The 15,691-nt window shown below is 67.7% G+C and carries 7 protein-coding genes and 3 tRNA genes; 5 read left to right on the top strand and 5 right to left on the bottom strand.

Going from position 1 to position 15,691, the window contains the following annotated elements; all coding sequences use genetic code 11:
- Window positions 1–11 precede the first annotated feature (11 nt).
- The 3 genes from DLM85_RS10020 (at window position 12) to DLM85_RS10010 (ending at window position 5,182) form a co-directional block, all read left to right on the top strand.
- A complete protein-coding gene (locus DLM85_RS10020) occupies window positions 12–569 on the top strand; it encodes an RNA polymerase sigma factor (protein WP_133257000.1) in 558 nt (185 codons plus the stop codon).
- Window positions 566–2,272, top strand: coding sequence for a hypothetical protein (locus DLM85_RS10015; protein ID WP_111477961.1), 1,707 nt, complete (start codon window positions 566–568; stop codon window positions 2,270–2,272). Before DLM85_RS10020 ends, DLM85_RS10015 begins: the two co-directional genes overlap by 4 nt.
- Before the next feature lie 144 nt (window positions 2,273–2,416).
- A complete protein-coding gene (locus tag DLM85_RS10010; protein ID WP_111477960.1) occupies window positions 2,417–5,182 on the top strand; it encodes a T9SS type A sorting domain-containing protein in 2,766 nt (921 codons plus the stop codon).
- Between the two features lie 135 nt (window positions 5,183–5,317).
- Here DLM85_RS10010 and DLM85_RS10005 read toward each other — a convergent pair whose 3' ends face one another.
- Entirely contained in the window at window positions 5,318–6,307 is a 990-nt protein-coding gene (locus DLM85_RS10005; RefSeq protein WP_111477959.1) for an AAA family ATPase, read from the bottom strand.
- A gap of 188 nt (window positions 6,308–6,495) precedes the next feature.
- Window positions 6,496–13,677: an Ig-like domain-containing protein gene (locus tag DLM85_RS10000; RefSeq protein ID WP_165822087.1), complete on the bottom strand. Its 7,182-nt coding sequence runs from the start codon at window positions 13,675–13,677 to the stop codon at window positions 6,496–6,498.
- A gap of 438 nt (window positions 13,678–14,115) precedes the next feature.
- Here DLM85_RS10000 and xrtX point away from each other — a divergent pair, with 438 nt between their 5' ends.
- Window positions 14,116–14,640, top strand: a complete 525-nt coding sequence (xrtX, locus tag DLM85_RS09995; RefSeq protein WP_111477957.1) for an exosortase X — start codon at window positions 14,116–14,118, stop codon at window positions 14,638–14,640.
- The gene (locus DLM85_RS09990; protein WP_133256999.1) at window positions 14,630–15,139 is read left to right on the top strand and encodes an XrtX-associated membrane protein; all 510 of its coding nucleotides are present in this window, start codon (window positions 14,630–14,632) and stop codon (window positions 15,137–15,139) included. Before xrtX ends, DLM85_RS09990 begins: the two co-directional genes overlap by 11 nt.
- 97 nt (window positions 15,140–15,236) lie before the next feature.
- Here DLM85_RS09990 and DLM85_RS09985 read toward each other — a convergent pair.
- From DLM85_RS09985 to DLM85_RS09975, 3 genes are all read right to left on the bottom strand, one after another.
- A tRNA-Leu gene (locus tag DLM85_RS09985) sits at window positions 15,237–15,322 on the bottom strand.
- Between the two features lie 58 nt (window positions 15,323–15,380).
- Window positions 15,381–15,456 (bottom strand) — tRNA-Gly (locus DLM85_RS09980).
- A 141-nt stretch (window positions 15,457–15,597) separates the two neighbouring features.
- Window positions 15,598–15,673, bottom strand: a tRNA-Gly gene (locus DLM85_RS09975).
- Window positions 15,674–15,691 lie beyond the last annotated feature (18 nt).

The following is a 15,691-nucleotide window of genomic DNA, read 5'->3' as shown; positions in this document are numbered from 1 at the left end:
CGCGCTTGCCCATGCCGGTTTCCCCCGACACCCTCGACGACCTGCTTTTGCGCTGCCAGCGGCACGAGCCGGCGGCCCAACGGGCGCTGTATGCCCGCTACGCCAGCAAGATGCTGGGCGTGGCGCGCCGCTACGCCCGCTCGGTAGCCGAGGCCGAGGACATTCTGCAGGACAGCTTCGTGAAGGTGTTCACGCGGCTGGCCGAGTTTCGGGGCGAAGGGTCGCTGGAGGGCTGGATCCGGCGCATCGTCGTGACCACGGCCATCAACCACTGGCAGAGCGGCCGGCTGCGCCGCCAGCACCTGCTGCTCGACGACGTGGCCGAGCCCGCCGCCCCCGACGCCAGCTCGCTCGACCGCCTGAGCGTGGCCGAGGTGCTGGCCCTGATGGAGCAGCTGCCCGACGGCTGCCGGCTGGTGCTCATGCTCTACGCCGTCGACGGGTACACGCACGCCGAAATCGGGGAAATGCTCGGCATTCAGGAAAGCACGTCCAAAGCGCAGCTCAGCAAGGCGCGCAAACAACTGCTGCTGCTGCACCAGCGGCAGATCAACTACATCCGGCCATGATCGAGGAAGAGGAAAACAGCCACCTGGACGAGTCGCTGCGCAACGTGTTCAGCGACTTTCACCTGCCGCCCGCCCAGGGCGTGTGGGGCCGCATCGAGCAGCGCCTGGGCGACGGGCCCGCGGAGCCGCCGCGCAAACGCCGCCGCCCCTTGCCCCTGCCCTTGCTGCTACCACTGGCCCTGCTGCTGGGCCTGGTGGGCGGCTGGCTGCTGCCGCGGCCCGGCGGGCAGCACTCCGCTGCCCCGGCCCGCTTGGCGCGCCCGGTAGCCAGCGCGCAGCATGCCGGCTCGCGGACCGCTACGTCGGCCGCGGCGCGGCCGCGCCGCGGACTGCGGGCGCCGCTGTTGTCGGCTTCTTCAGCAGCATTGGCTCAATCCCGGGCTCCCCAACCAACGGCAACGCCTGCGACCCGGCGCCTGGCAATGGCCCCGGCCGGTGGCGGGGCGCCCATTCGCCCGGCGGGCATAACCCCGCTCCCGCTCCTCGGCGGCCCGGATTCGGTACGGACGCCCCAGCCGGCAACCCGCACGGACGAGCCGGCCGTCTTGGTGCGCAGCGCCGCCGATTCGGTACCGGGCGTGGTGCGGCCGCTGGTACAGCTGACGCGCGCTTCGCTGGTGCAGCTGCGGGATTCGGCCGCGCCGGCCGAGGCGCGGCAGGTGGTGCTGGTGCGCGCCTTGCGGGCCGAAAAAAGCGAGCTGCTGCGGCTGCAGCGTCGCGTCGACAGCCTGCTGCTGGCCCTGGGCGCCGTGCCGCTGGCCAATGCGCCGGCCGGGCTGGCCGCTGCGCCGCCCGCCCCGGCCGTGGATACCGCCCGCAGCCGCCCGCTGCGCCGCTGGAGCCTGCTGCTGACGGCCACGCCCGAGCAAAACCACCAGCAGCTGCAAACCGCCAGTACCGACACCCTGCAGCTGCTGCGCCGCAACCAGGAGCGCGGCCGGCGGGGCCTGAACGCCGCCATCATGGCCGAGTACCGCCTCGATAAGCGCCTGAGCGTGGGCTTCGGGCTGGGCTACCAGCGCACGGGCACCGAGCTGCGCGTGGCCGAGCGCCGCACCGACGTAGCGGTGCGCTACGACACGACCCTTACCCACACGCTGAACGTGTACACCAGCACCCACCAGACCTATTCCATCCGCCTGGAGCAGATTCCGCAGCTGAATCCGGTGTTCAACCCGAGCGGGCAGGTGATTCGCTACGACACGGTGTTCATCACCCGCCCCGACACGGTGTACACCACCATCGTGCAAAACGACACCGTGCGCACCACCAACAAAACCGTGACGCCGCTGCTTGACCGGCGCACCACCACCACTTACAAGACCCTCACGCCCACTTACCACTTCTTCACCGTGCCGGTGCTGCTGCGCTACCGCCTCACCCTGGCCGACAACACCCGCTGGTGGGCCGACGTGGCCGCCGGGGCGCAGCTGCAGCTGTTTCTGGGCGGCTCGCAGCTGGTGACGGAGGACGGCCGCACCTTCCGCACCGAGCGCGTGCGCATTGCCGAAGGGCCGTTCCGGCCGCTAAACCTGGCGCTGAGCGGCAGCATCGGGGTGAACTACGCCCTGACGCCGCGCCTGAGCATGAGCCTGGCGCCTTCGCTGCGCTGGCAGGCGCTGTCGGTGTACAAGCCGGGCACCGGGCTGATTCAGCGCAGCACGGCCACGGGGCTGCAGATCGGGGCGCGCTGGCAGTTCTAACACTTTTTTTGCCGGGCCGGGAAGCCTTTTAACCACGGGCCCGGTCTGGCTAGCAGAAACGGACGCCGGTACCGGCCGGCCCGGCGTCCGGGGCTTTACGCGGCAGCTTCTGCCACCACGCATTCCTTTCTTTTCTCATTCGTGATGAAACTACTACTGCGCCTTGCATTGGCCCTCCTGCTGCTGGCGGGAGGCAGCCAGCCGGGCCGCGCCCAGCAGGTCAACTGGGTCCGGCAGATTCCTTCCTACTTCAATTACGGCCAGGGCATTGTGTCCGACGCCAACGGCAACGTGTACACCACCACCCAGTACGAAAATACGGTGCACTTCTGGGGGCACCACTGCGACGGCAGCCCGGCCAATCAGAGCGACTACGACGCCTTGCTGACGCGCTTCGACGTCAACGGTGACGTGGCCTGGGTGCTGCCGTCCAATGGCACGGCCAACGAAGACTTCAGCGAGCTGGCCCTGAACGCGGCCGGCAACCTGACGGCCGTGCTGACCCTGCAGCAGAGCAACAACGGGCCCACTGCGGGCGTGGGCCTCACCCTGGACGGGCACGTGCTGCCGGGTTTTGGCCGCTACCTGCTCGAAATCAGCCCCGCCGGCCGGGTGCTGTCGGTAGCCAGCCGCCCCTTGCCCGCCCAGACCTACCCCAGTGGGCTCATGGGCTCACCGGCCGTCGACGCGCAGTTCAACAAGTACTATTTCGCCGAGGATTCGCTTATCGTCAAGATGGCCCCCTCCGGGGCGATGAGCACCCTGGCCACGTTTCGGGGCACCAACCTGAGCTCCGGCCCGTTCACCTACGTAACCGTTTACAACACGACCATTGGGCCCCAGGGCGACCTGTATGGCGTGGGGCGGCTATCGGGCAATATGACCATTGATAACGGAACGACCAGCGTCCCGATTTCGGGGCAGCTTTCCACGAGCGCGCCCTCGGTCCTGGTCTTTCGCATGAGCCCCACCGGCACCGTGCGCTGGGCTGTAACCACCGCCACGGCGGGGCACATAGGTATGGCCATCGGCGTCAATACCGCCGGCGACGCCTACATCATGGCTTCGGCTTTCTCCCAGGCCAATGCCGTCCAGCTCGGCAGCATTAGTCTGACGGGGGCCACCACTGCCTTCGTGGCCAAGATATCGGCGGCGGGCCAGCCCCAGTGGGCGCGGAGCGTGAGTGGCAACTGCGGTGCGGGCGGGTGCTCGGGCGCCCAGTATGGCCTGGCCGTCGACGCGGCGGGCAACTGCTACCTCAACGGCTCCAGCCCCGCCACCTCGCTGACGATTGGCAGCACGCTCGTGCCCGGCACCGGCACCCAATACGCGGCCAGCTTTGACGCGGCCGGCACGCTACGCTGGGCGCGGCGGCTCAACATGCGCCCGGCCGTGACCAATGGCTACGGCATTCAGCCCATGTCGCTGAGCAGCAGCGGTGCCCTGTACGTGCTGGGTATTGCCCAGGCCAACGCTACGTTCGATCAGCAAACGGCCCTGCTGGCCGGGCAGCACCTCATCCGCATCGACCCGACGCAGGCCAGCGTGAGCGGCACCGTGTACCTGGACCAGAACGGCAACGGCGTGCGCGACGCGGGCGAAGGGCCGTTTCCGCAGAGCGTGGTGGTGAGCGAAACCGGCCAGCAGCTGCACTACAACACCAACGCCGCCACCGGGCAGTACTACGCCTTCGGGCAGCCCGGCGCCTACTCGCTGGCGCTGAGCGGCTTCTCGCCGCACTACGCCGTGAGCCAGCCCGGGGCCACCACCCACAGCGGCACGTTCCCGACGGGCGGGCAGGTGGTCAGCAACCTGGACTTCGGCCTGCGCCCGCTGGCCAACCACCCCGATGTGCGCGTGAGCCTGACCCCCTACGGCAACGCCCGGCCCGGCTTCCTGACCAAGTACCGCCTGACGGTGGAAAACGTGGGCACCACCACCGTGGCGGCGGGTACGGCCACGGTCACGCTCGATGCCCGCGCCAGCTACGTGGGCAGCAGCCCGGCCGCCGCCGTGGCGGGCCGCACGCTCAGCTGGACCTACGCCAGCCTGCTCCCGTTTGGCCGGCAAACCTTCGACGTGCAGTTCAGCCTGGCCGTGAACGTAGCGGCCGGTACCGTGCTCAGCAGCTCGGCCGAAGCCCCGCTCACCGGCGACCTGACCCCGGCCGACAACGCGGCTACGACCCCGCAGACGGTTACCAGCTCGTTTGATCCGAACGACATTGCCGTCAACTTCACCCAGCTGACGGCCCAGCAGATTGCCGCCGGCCAGCCGCTCGACTACACCATCCGCTTCCAGAACATGGGCACCGATACGGCTTTCACCGCCGTGCTGGAAGACACCCTGCTGGCTTCGCACCTCATGCCCGGCTCGGTGCAGCTCCTGGCCCAGTCGCACAACTGCCAGTGGACGCTGGGCGGCCGCGGCGTGCTGACGGTGCGCTTCGCCAACATCAAGCTGCCGCCGCGCGCGACCAACGTCATTGCCTCGCAGGGCTTCGTGCGCTTCCGGGTGCGGCCCCAGGCCTCGCTGACCGCAGGAGCCATCATTCCCAATTCGGCCCGCATCCTCTTCGACTACAACGCCCCGGTGCGCACCAATACCGCCACCACCACCGTGCTGCTGCCCACGGCCGCCCGCCCGGGCCAGCTGGCCTTGGCCTGGGACGCCTACCCCAACCCCGTAGCCGATGCCCTGACCATCAGCGCCGACCTGCCCGCGGGGAGCCGTGTCACCGTGGAGCTGCTCGACGCCCTGGGTCGCCCGGTGCGGCAGCAGCCGGTGGCCCTGCCCGGCGGGGCGCTGCGCCACACGCTGGACGTGCGTGACCTGCCCGCCGGCCTGTACCTGCTGCGCCTGCGCACCCCGCAGGGCCTGTCCACGTCCCGGTCCGTGGTGCGCCAGTAGTCGATAACCGCCGCTTTTACCTACCCGGTTTATTTTTTTCGCGCTGTTCTTATCCAATGCCAAAAGCCCGCGCCACCGGTATGGCGCGGGCTTTTTTGTGGGCAGTCGAGGCCGTGCCGTTCAGAAGTCAGCGCCTTAGCTGATCGGCACCTTGCGCAGCATGGCCTCGATCAGATCCTGGGTGCGGATGCCGTCGGCTTCGGCCTCGTAGGTGAGCATGATGCGGTGGTTGAGCACGTCGGCGGCCACGTCCTTGATGTCTTCGGGCAGCACGTAGTCCCGCTCGTCGAAGAAGGCCACGGCCCGGGCGGCGCGGTGCAGGGCAATGCTGGCGCGCGGGCTCACGCCGTACTGCACATACTGGGCAAACTCGGCCAGGTCGTACTCGGCGGGCTTGCGCGTGGCGAAGACCAGCTCGATGATGTATTTCTCCAGCGTGTCGGATATCTGCACCTGGTTGATCAGCCCGCGGATGCCGAAGATGTCGTCCTTGGTGAGCACGGCCTGCACGTCGCTGGCGTAGGAGAGGTTGGCCATGCGGCGCATCACCTCCAGCTCCTCGGCCTTCTTGAGGTAGTCGACGAACACCTTCATCATAAACCGGTCGACCTGAGCTTCGGGCAGCGGGTAGGTGCCTTCCTGCTCCACCGGGTTCTGGGTGGCCAGCACCAGAAAGGGCAGATCCAGCGGAAACGTCGTGTCGCCGATGGTAATCTGCTTTTCCTGCATGGCCTCCAGCAGCGCCGACTGCACCTTGGCCGGGGAGCGGTTCACCTCGTCGGCCAGCACCAGGTTGGCGAAGATGGGGCCCTTCTTCACTTCGAACGCGGAATTCGCCTGGTTGTAAATCATGGTGCCCACCAGGTCGGAGGGCAGCAGGTCGGGGGTGAACTGCACGCGCTGGAAGTGCAGGTGCAGCACCCGGGCCAGCGTGCTGATGGTGAGCGTCTTGGCCAGGCCCGGCACGCCTTCGAGCAGAATGTGGCCGCCCGTGAAGAGCCCGATGAGCAGGCGGTTGAGCATGTACTGCTGCCCGACCACCACCTTGCCCACCTCGGCCGTGACCTGCCGGATTTTCTGCTGGTAATGCTGGGTAAGGTCGGACGGGGCGAGGGGTTCGGGCATGGGACAGAGCTGGTCGGCCGGCTAAAATACGAGGTCCGGGCCGAGCCCCGCCCCTTTTCCGCCGCAAAGATTCCGCCGCGCGCGGCGTTGGGGGGGCGGGCCCCGCCCGCCCCGGGCCCGGCAGGGGCCCAACAAAAAGCCCCGCCGGCAGAACCGGCGGGGCTTTTAGCCTCAGGCGTCAGCGCCCGTTACTCGCGCACAATGCGACGGGTATCGGTGCCGCCCTCGGTCACGGCGCGCAGCAGGTACACGCCCCGGGCCACCTGGCCCAGGTCGATGGTCTGCTGGGTCTGGCCGGCGGCCACCTTGTGGGTGTACACCACGCGGCCGGTGGCGTCGAGCACCGTCAGCTCCACGGCCTTGGTGTAGCCGCTCAGCTGCAGCGTGAGCTGGCCGTTCGGCGTCGGGTTCGGGAACAGCGTCAGCGACGAGCCGGCCAGCGGCTTGCTGGCCGCCGTTACCGTCAGCGCGGCCGAAGCCGGCGAAGCGCAGCCCTGGGCCGAGGTTACCACCACGGTGTAGGCGCCGGGCTGAGCCGTGCCGTTGGCCGTGTAGGTCTGGCTGGTGGCGCCCGTAATGCCCGTGCCGCCCAGGAACCACTGGTAAGTGCCGCCCGCGGGGGCAGCGCTGGCCGTCAGAATGGCCGTGCCGGGCGTGGTGTACTGCACCGTCACCGTCGGCTGGGCCGGGCGCGGGCTGATGGTCACCGTGGCCGTGCTCGTTACCGGGCCGCAGCCGCCGGCCGCCGCCACCGTGTTGGTCACGGTGTAGGTGCCCGCCGTCGAAGCCGTCAGGTTGATGGCGCCCGTCGTGGCGTTCAGGCTCAGGCCCGTGGTCGAGGTGAACGTGCCAGCCGTGGCGCCCGTGCCGAGCGTCGCGGCTACGGTCCCGGTGGCGCCGGCGCAGTTGCTGCCCGTAGCCGGGTAGCTAAACGCGGCCACAGCCGGGGTCGTCACGTTCACCTGAATGGCCGTGCGCGTGGCGCTGGTGCACTCGTTCGACACCTGCCAGTTGTAGAAGAAGTAGTAGTAACCGCTGAGCGTGGCGCCGGTGATGCTCACCAGGCCGCTGGCCGAGTTGTACGGGAAGGCCGTGGCCGGCGTGGCCGCGGTGTAGTCCCGCACCAGGCCCGGCGACGACGCGCTCAGGTAGAGCGTGTAGGTGCCGGCGCTCGGTACGGCCAGGTTCACGGTCAGGTCGGTCGGCGAAACGCTGGTTGACGTGTTGGCCGGTACGTTCACCGTCACCGAGCTGATGACGTTGGCGGCCGCCGTGCTGCTGCCGCTGAGCAGCTGGATGGTAGCCGTGCCCGCTGCCGCGCTGGCGGCGCGGTACACCGTCACCTGGCGGATGGTCAGCCCGTCGGTGGTGGTGAAGTACAGGCCGCCGCTGGTGTTGGTGCCGTCACCGCCGTTGGTGCTGGCTTTGCCCACCGTTTCGCTCACGCCGCTGAAGGCTTCCACGAAGTACTGACGCGAAGCCGTGAGGGCCGGCGTGGTGAACGAAGTGCCGGTAGCCAGGGCCGTGCCGCCGGTAGCGGCCTCGAAGAAGCGCAGGCTGGTGCCCGTGGCGGCCGTAGCCGTCAGCGTGGCCGTATTGCCCGAGCACACGGCCACCGGGGTGTTGGTGGTCGTCACCGTCGGGTTGCTCACCGAAATGGTCAACACGTTGCTGGTCGCGGCCGTCTGGGCCGAGCAGCGCACCTGGGCGCGGTAGTACGTCACCGAGGTCAGCACCGGCGTGGTGTAAGTAGCCGCCGTGGCCCCGCTGATGTCCGTGAAGGTGGTGTTGTCGGTGGATTGCTGCCACTGGATGCTGCCGTTGGCAGCGCCGGTCAGCGTCAGCGTTACCGTGCCGCTCACGCACACGTTGCGGCTGGAGGCCGTAGCGGTGCCTGCCACCGGGGCGGCCACCGTGCGGGTCACGGCGGGCGTCAGGGCGTCGTTGCTCGTGTTCAGGTCCCCGGTCACCGTTGCCGTCAGGGCAAAGGCGTAGGCACCGGTCGTGCTCATGTTCAGCGTGCCGGTCAGCGTCACGTTCTGGGTGGCGCCGGCGGCCAGCGTGCCCGTCGAAACGGTGCCGGTCAGCGTCTGCGGGCCCGAGGGCGTAGTCACCACGGCCGTCACCGTCGCCGGGTTCACGGCGAAGTCCAGCGTCTGGGTGCCTTCGTTGCGCACGGTCACCGTCACGGCTTCCGCCGCCGAGTAGCAGCCCTGCGTAGCGGTGGGCGCCGCCAGGGCGGTGGCCGCCAGGTCGATGGTCACCGGGCTGTTCACGCGCAGGTTATCGACGTGGAAGTCGTAGTCCGGCGTGTCGTTCACGGTACCTTCCGACGCGAAGATGGCCACGATGATCTGCTGGCCGGCGTAGCCGCCCAGGTTGATGCTGTAGCTGGTCAGCGAGCCGTTGGAGGGCTGGTTGGCGGCGTTGAACTGGGCAAAGCCCGGAATGCGGGTGAAGGTCAGGCCGCAGTCGGTGGAGATGCGCACCTCCGCGAAGTCGTCGGTGCCGGTCATGCCGGCCGGGTCCGCGCTGGAAGAGTTGTAGTCCGACAGGCCCGCGTCGAAGGTCAGCACCGTCGAGCTGGTAGCCAGGAACTTCGGCGACACAATCCAGTCGTTTTTGCCCAGATCATACAGGTTGATCTTGGCCGTGGTGTTGCCCGCCGGGATGGTCCCGTTGGTCCAGGCCGAGGTCGTGCCGGTGGGCGCGGTGGCGCCGACGGCTTCGCTCCAGCCCGGGAACACCGTGCTCAGGTTCGAGCCGGTGAAGCCGGTGAAGGTGACCACCTGGCCCTGTGCAACCGGAGCCGTCACGGTGCGCGTGGCCGTCACCTGGTCGTTGGCCGTGTTGCCGTCGCCGGTTACCGTGGCCGAAACGGCAAACGAGTAGGTGCCGGCGGCCGTCATGTTCAGGGTGCCGGGCAGCGTTACGTTCTGCGAGGCGGCGCTGGCCAGGGTACCGGTGTTCACCGTGGTGGTGAAGGTCTGGGCCGTGCCGCTCGGGGGCGTCACCACCACCGTCACCGTCACAGGGTTGGTGGCGAAGTTCAGCGTGCCCACGCCCTGGCTGGTGATGCGCACGGTTACGGCTTCGGTAGCGCCGTAGCAGCCGCTCGTGGCCGGGCTGATGAGCTCGGAAGCCGCGATGTCGAGGGAGGCGGGCGTAAACTCGTCGCCGCCGATGTCCGGGGTCGAGGCGTTGCGCGTCTCGCCGTCGAAGTCCACCGTGATGCCGCTGACGGGCACGCCGGCGTTGTTCAGCGAGGCGCTCTGCGTGTGCAGGTCGGTGGCCGAGGCGAACTGCGGGTCTACCTGCTTGGAGGTAGCCGGGGCGTCCTGGCCGGTTTCGGTGTTCCAGGCCGCCAGGTCATTGCGCGAGGTGCCGCTGGTCGAGAGGCCGCCGGTCTGGCCCAGGGCGAAGCCCGTGCCCGTGCCCACGAAGAAGTCGTTGTTCGACGAGGTCAGGCCCGCGTAGGCGCCGGCCGTGCTGCTGTAAGCGAGGCCAATGGCCACGCCCTTGCCCGAGCCGGTGGTCTGCGTGTTCAGCAGGATGTTGTTGCGGATTTCCACCGTGGGGGTCGTGCCGCCGATGGCCAGCGCGAAGCCCGGGTAGTTGCCGCCGGTTTGCGTGCCGGTCATCGACACCGAGTTGAACACCACGCGGGTGGTCGAGCCGGTGCCGCCGCCGACGAAGATGCCCACGCCGTAGTCGCCGCTGGTCCCGTTCGACGAGACGCCGGCCACGAAGTTGTTGTCGATGGTCGAGGTGCCCGAGGTGGCGCTGGCCAGGCCAATGCCCGCGGCCGAGTACGTACCCGTCTGGCGCACCGAGCCGATGTAGTTGCGGCTGATGGTGGCGTTGGTTACCTCGCTGCCGGTAAAGGTGGAGGTGGAGTAGGCCAGGCCCATGCCCACGCTGATGCCGGCCACGTCGCCGGTGCCCGAGAAGTCGATGCCGCTTACCGTGTTACGGGTAATCTGGATGTTGTTCTCGAAGCCCACGATGATGCCCACGCGGCCCAGTTTGGCGGTGCCGGTGGCGTTCAGGTCGTTCTGCGTGATGATGGTGCCGGTGTTTTTCACCGTCGCGCTGGTGCCGAACGAGTAGATGCCGTACTGGGCGGCCTGCACGGCCACGTTCTGCACCGTGTTGCCGGCGTTGCCGGCGGTGTTGGTCGCAGCCGTGGTAATGGCAATACCGGCCAGCGTAGCCGCCGAGCCGCTGCCTACCAGCGTCAGGTTTTGAAACGAGTTGTTGTTGCTCGTCTCCGTGCCCGAGGTCGGCACCGTCACCAGAATGCCGGTGCTGCCGGTGCCGGCGTTGGTGTTGGTAATGGTCAGGGCGCGGTTCGGGCGCGCGTCGGTGCCCGAGATGGTACCGCCGTTCGTGCCGTCGATGGTCACGTAATCAGCCCCGTTCAGGGCCAGGATGGCCGTGGCGTTGCTGCCGGTGATGCTGCTCGTCACGCCCGTGTTGGGCTTGATGGTGAGCGTGTTCACGGCGCTGGCGTCGGCGTTCGGCGCAATGACCAGCGGGAAGCTCTCCGCCGTCGAGTACGTCGCGTCGAGCAGCAGGAAGGTTACCGCGCCGCCCAGGGTGTTGTTGTTGTAGGCCGAAATGGCCGCGGTCAGCGTGGGGTAGGTGCGGGCCGGGGCGGGCGAGGTGCCCGTGCCCACGTAGTAGGTGCCCGCCAGCGCCCCCTGAACGAAGAACTGGTAAATCGTGCTCGGCGTGGTGGTGCCGGGCGGGGTCGCGCCGCCACCCCCCGCGGGGTTGGTCGATACGTTGCCCAGCACGTCCTGCGCCGCTACGTAGTACTGCACGGGGTCGAAGCCCGTCACGCCGCCCACCAGCGAGTAGTCGAAGGTGAAGGTGTAGCTGTTGCCGCTCACCGAGGTGGCATTCACGAACACGAAGGCGCCGCTGGTGCCCTTGCGGAAGTACAGGCGCGGGGCGTTGGTGCCGGTGGCCACGCCGCTCGGGTCCGAAATGGTCACCACCAGCGTGCGGTTGGTGGTGCTGGGCGTGTTGCCCAGGGCCGTGAAGCTGATGGTCGGGCCGCTCAAATCAAGCGGGGTAAACGTGCCTTCGTCGGCGCCCAGATCGGGCGTGGTGGTGTTGCGCGTGTCCCCGTCGAAGTCGGTGGTCACGCCGCTGATAGCGGCCCCGCCGGCTTCCACCTGCGTGGCCGTGGCCGGGTTGATGTGCAGGAAGGTGGCGTCGGTGCCGGTCGTGCTCAGGAAGGGCGGGTTTTCCGTCACGGCCAGCTGGTCGCGGCTGCCGATGTAGCCCTTGTAGGCGGCCAGCGTCTGCTGGGCGTTGGCCAGCGTGGCGGTGCCCTCCACGTAAATCACGCGGTTGGCGGCCGGCGTGCCGGCGTAGTACAGGTTGTTGTTCGAAGCCGCCAGGAAGCTGGTCGTGGCCGGCGCGGCCGTGTAGCGGAACGCGGCCGCAGCTCCCCCCGTCGCGCCCGGCGTCGAGTTGTTCACCACGATGTTGTTGCGCTGCGTCAGGGCCGGGGTGGCCGAAGCCACGTACACGCCCGAGCTGCCGAAGGTGGTCGTCGAGGAGCTCGTCGCGTTCAGGTACACCGTGTTGTAGTACAGGTTTACCGTCGTGCCGCCGCCCACGTACACCCCGCTGATGGCGTTAACGCCCGTCGCGGACGGGGCGCGCAGGTCCCCGATCAGGTTGTTGGTGGCCGTCACGGTGGTGCCGGAGCTGATGTACAGCCCGTATACCGCCGCGCCCGTGCCCGTGGCCGCGAGGTCGTACACCTTGTTGCCGGCCACGCCGATGGTGGCGCCCAGGCCGGGGTAGATGCCGTACACCGAGCCGCTCACCGAAGACGAGAGCCCGCCGACGACGTTCTGATTCCAGGCCTTGGGGGTGCTGCTGGTGCCGTTGTTGTAGAAGCCGTACACGGCGCTGCTGGTGCTGGTGGTCGTGCCGCCAATCGTCAGGCCCGTGAAGGTGTTGCCCGTCAGCGTTTCGCCCGTGGGCGAGCCGGCGTTGTAGTAGCCGTAGAGCGTGCCCGCCGCCGAGCCCGACGTGGTCACGGTGAAGTTGCTCACCGTGTTGCCGGTGGCCGTCACGTTGGTGGAGCTGCCGCGCAGGCAGTACACCGTCGCGCTGCCGGTCTTGCTGTTGTCGGTGATGCGGTTGTTGGTCAGGTTCAGCGCCGTGGGCGAGCCGCCCGTAATGGCGTTGAAGTCGCCGGTACCCGGAATCACGTTGCCCGTCACGATGTTGCCCGAAATGGTCACCGTCGCGGCCGAGGCCGTGTTCTGGATGGCGGCGAAGCTGCCGCTGGTGGCCGTGGCGTAGCTGCAGCCGCTGATGGTGTTGCCCGTGATGTTCACCGTGTTCGACGCCGCCGTCGAGCCGATGCCGTTGTCGATGCCGGCCAGCAGCGAGGTCGTGGCGCCGCTGGCCACCGTAATCGTGTTGTTCACGATGTCGAGGTTGGCCGAGGTGCCCGTGTTGCCGTAGATGCCGCGCAGCGTGGTGGTTACCGTCGAGGCCGCCACCGGCGTCGAAGCCGTGGCCGAGGTGTAGTTCAGCGTGCTGTTGACGGTGTTGTTCGACACCTTGAAGCCGTTCTGGTAGCTGGCGCCGATGCCCCAGCCCGAGGCCGTGCTGCCGAAGTTGCCCACGGTGTTGCCCGCGGCGGCGCCGGTCGGCGTGAGACCCACCTGGTTGTTCTGGTCGTAGTTGGCCGTCGTGGCCGACGACGAAGCGCTGAAGTCGATGCCCTTCGTGGCGTTGGTCACCACGTTGCCGTACACCAGGTTGTTGGAGTTGGCGCCGGCCGTGCTCGTCGCGGCCAGGGTCGTGCTGCTGGCCGAGGTGAAGGCCACGCCCGCAATGCCGATGGTGGCCGTGTTGGTTTTGAGCAGCGTCACCACGCTGTTGCGGATGATGTTGTTCTGGCAGCCGTCGGTGGCCGAGGCGCGCATCAGCACGTAGCCGAACTCCATCTGGGTGGTAGCGGTGGTGTTGGCCGCGTTTTCCGCCACGTCGATGCCGTCGAAGGTCACGTAGTCCGCGCCCGAGAGGCGAATCACGCCGTCGAGGCTGGTGCTGGCGCCCACGCCGGCCGAAATCAGCGGGTTGGCCCCCGAGCCCGATTTCTGGAAGACGATGGGGTTGGCCGCCGTGCCGGTGGCCGTGATGGTCAGGTTGGCGGCCGTTTCGGTGTAGCCCGCGGCCACGTTGAACGTCACGCCGCCGGCGCCAACGCCCGCCGTGTTCAGGTCGGTGATGGCCGCGCTCAGCGAGGCGTAGTCACCGGGAATGGCTTTGGTTCCCGTGAGCTGGGCCCACGCCGAAGAGCTGCCCAGCAACGTCAGCAGCAGCGCCGCCAACAACCTGGGAAACCAATTTCCGGCGCCAGCCCCCGCGAACCGGCGCAGCCCAGTGGACTGCGCTGCACGTAAAGGTGTGTGCATGAAAAAAGAGTTAGGTGGTAAAAAAGTGGGGAAAAACGAAGGCTAGCCCACCGCCCGCAAGCAGGCCGGCCCGGGCCGGAGCCAGGGTAACGGTCGACTTAGCAGGCGGGCAGCTAGCCAGTAGTGTAAAGCACTGAAAAAGAGGTTATCCAGGCACCCTTTTTGGGCGCAGATAATTTCCCGGCAAGCTACACAATGGTTTTGTATTTCCCCCGTAGTTTCTATTGAAATTCGCCTACAGCCCCACTCCACCCGACCAGCACCGGCCGCACCCCGACGGTTTCGCGCCGGCTCCCACGATTATGTGGCCAGCGGCGCTAGCAAGTGCCCCCGTTCCGGTGCTAGCTTTACCCTATGCAAGCTTACGCTACCAATCCCCGGCTGCTGCGCCGCTTCCTGCTCACGGCAGCCGGTCTGTACCTGCTCTGGTTTTTCGGCTACGAGCAGTGGCTGCACCCCCTCGGCCGCCTCGACGAAGCCCTGTCGCTCAACATTGCCACCGCCAGCGCGGCGGCCCTGCGCCTGCTGGGCTGGGCCGGCTCCGCCGCCGGGCGCCTGGTGTCGGTGGATAGCCAGCCCGCCGTGCTGGTCTTCGATGCCTGCAACGGCCTGGTGCTCTACGCGCTGTTTGCCGGGTTTATCGTGGCGTTTCCGGGCGGCGACTGGCGACACAAGCTACTGTACATCGCCCTGGGCATCGGCGTCATCTACCTGCTCAACGTGCTGCGCGTCGCGGCCCTGGCCCTGAATCAGCTGTACTCGCGCAGCACCGTCGACTTCAACCACCACTACACGTTTACCTTCGTCGTGTACGGCTGCATTTTCCTGCTCTGGATGCTGTGGGTGCGCCGCTACGCCGTGCTGTCCCATGCCTCCTGAGCCCACTCGCCGCGCCCTGCCCTGGCGCGTGCGCCTGCCGCTGACTGCTCTGCTGGCCGCCCTGCTGTTCTGGGCCGGCACCTACGACGTCACGGTATTTGCCTGGCTGACCGCCGGCTGGCAGCGCCTGCTGGCGGCGGTGGGGCTGAGCGGCCTCGCCCAGCGCATTCAGCAGGGCATTAGCGGCGACGTCACCACCCGCAGCCTGCCGGCCATGCTCACCTACGGCCTCGCCTACACCGGCGTCTGCCTGCTGATCCTGGCCCTGCTGATTCCGCGCCGGGCCCTGCGCACCGCGGGCGGGCTTTACCTCGGCGTTTTTGCCCTGAGCGCGCTGCTGCTGCTCGGGGGCAAGGCCGCTGGCGACGTCCGCTGGGCCTACCAGCTGGGCCGCCGCCTCATCGACTTCATCGTGTCGCCGCTGCCCGTCATTGCCTTGGTGCCGCTGCTGCGCTGGCACTACGCCCAGCCCGGCCCGGCATCCGTTACCGAGTCTTAAGTTGTTAGCGGCTTGCTCCGGCTTGCATTTCAGCAGGAGCAGCCAGCTAAACGGGCGAGGCCCTTCTGCCGCTGCTGGCAGAAGGGCCTCGCCCGTTTGGTACCAGAGACGGGACTCGAACCCGTACTTCCTTGCGGAAAAGGGATTTTAAGTCCCTCGTGGCTACCATTACACCACTCTGGCCTGTGCAATCAGCTTGCACAAAAATAAAAAAGGATGTTGCCGAAGCAGCATCCTTTCTTGGAGCGGGAGACGAGGTTCGAACTCGCGACCTCGACCTTGGCAAGGTCGCGCTCTACCAACTGAGCTACTCTCGCTTGAGTTTTGGCCACCGGGGTGGCTTTTGGTGGCACAAAGGTACAACAAGAATTTTCTTGTTGTCAAGCGCCGGGCTAAAAATCTATGCCACCGCCTGGCCGGAAACGAAAAAGAGGATGCTGCCGGGGCAACATCCTCTTTGGAGCGGGAGACGAGGTTCGAACTCGCGACCTCGACCTTGGCAAGGTCGCGCTCTACCAACTGAGCTACTCTCGCTTGAGGTCATTCGCCGTA

Source organism: Hymenobacter edaphi (assembly GCF_003258365.1).
GTDB classification, from domain to species: domain Bacteria; phylum Bacteroidota; class Bacteroidia; order Cytophagales; family Hymenobacteraceae; genus Solirubrum; species Solirubrum edaphi.
Note: the sequence above shows the minus strand (reverse complement) of the source record. Positions and strands in the feature narration are given on the sequence as shown.

Bases quoted from the DNA above. Each gene is read 5' to 3' on its own strand.
- xrtX (WP_111477957.1), top strand. From the start codon at position 14,116: ATGCAAGCTTACGCTACCAATCCCCGGCTGCTGCGCCGCTTCCTGCTC.
- DLM85_RS10020 (WP_133257000.1), top strand. From the start codon at position 12: ATGCCGGTTTCCCCCGACACCCTCGACGACCTGCTTTTGCGCTGCCAG.
- DLM85_RS10005 (WP_111477959.1), bottom strand. From the start codon at position 6,307: ATGCCCGAACCCCTCGCCCCGTCCGACCTTACCCAGCATTACCAGCAG.
- DLM85_RS09990 (WP_133256999.1), top strand. From the start codon at position 14,630: ATGCCTCCTGAGCCCACTCGCCGCGCCCTGCCCTGGCGCGTGCGCCTG.
- DLM85_RS10010 (WP_111477960.1), top strand. From the start codon at position 2,417: ATGAAACTACTACTGCGCCTTGCATTGGCCCTCCTGCTGCTGGCGGGA.
- DLM85_RS10015 (WP_111477961.1), top strand. From the start codon at position 566: ATGATCGAGGAAGAGGAAAACAGCCACCTGGACGAGTCGCTGCGCAAC.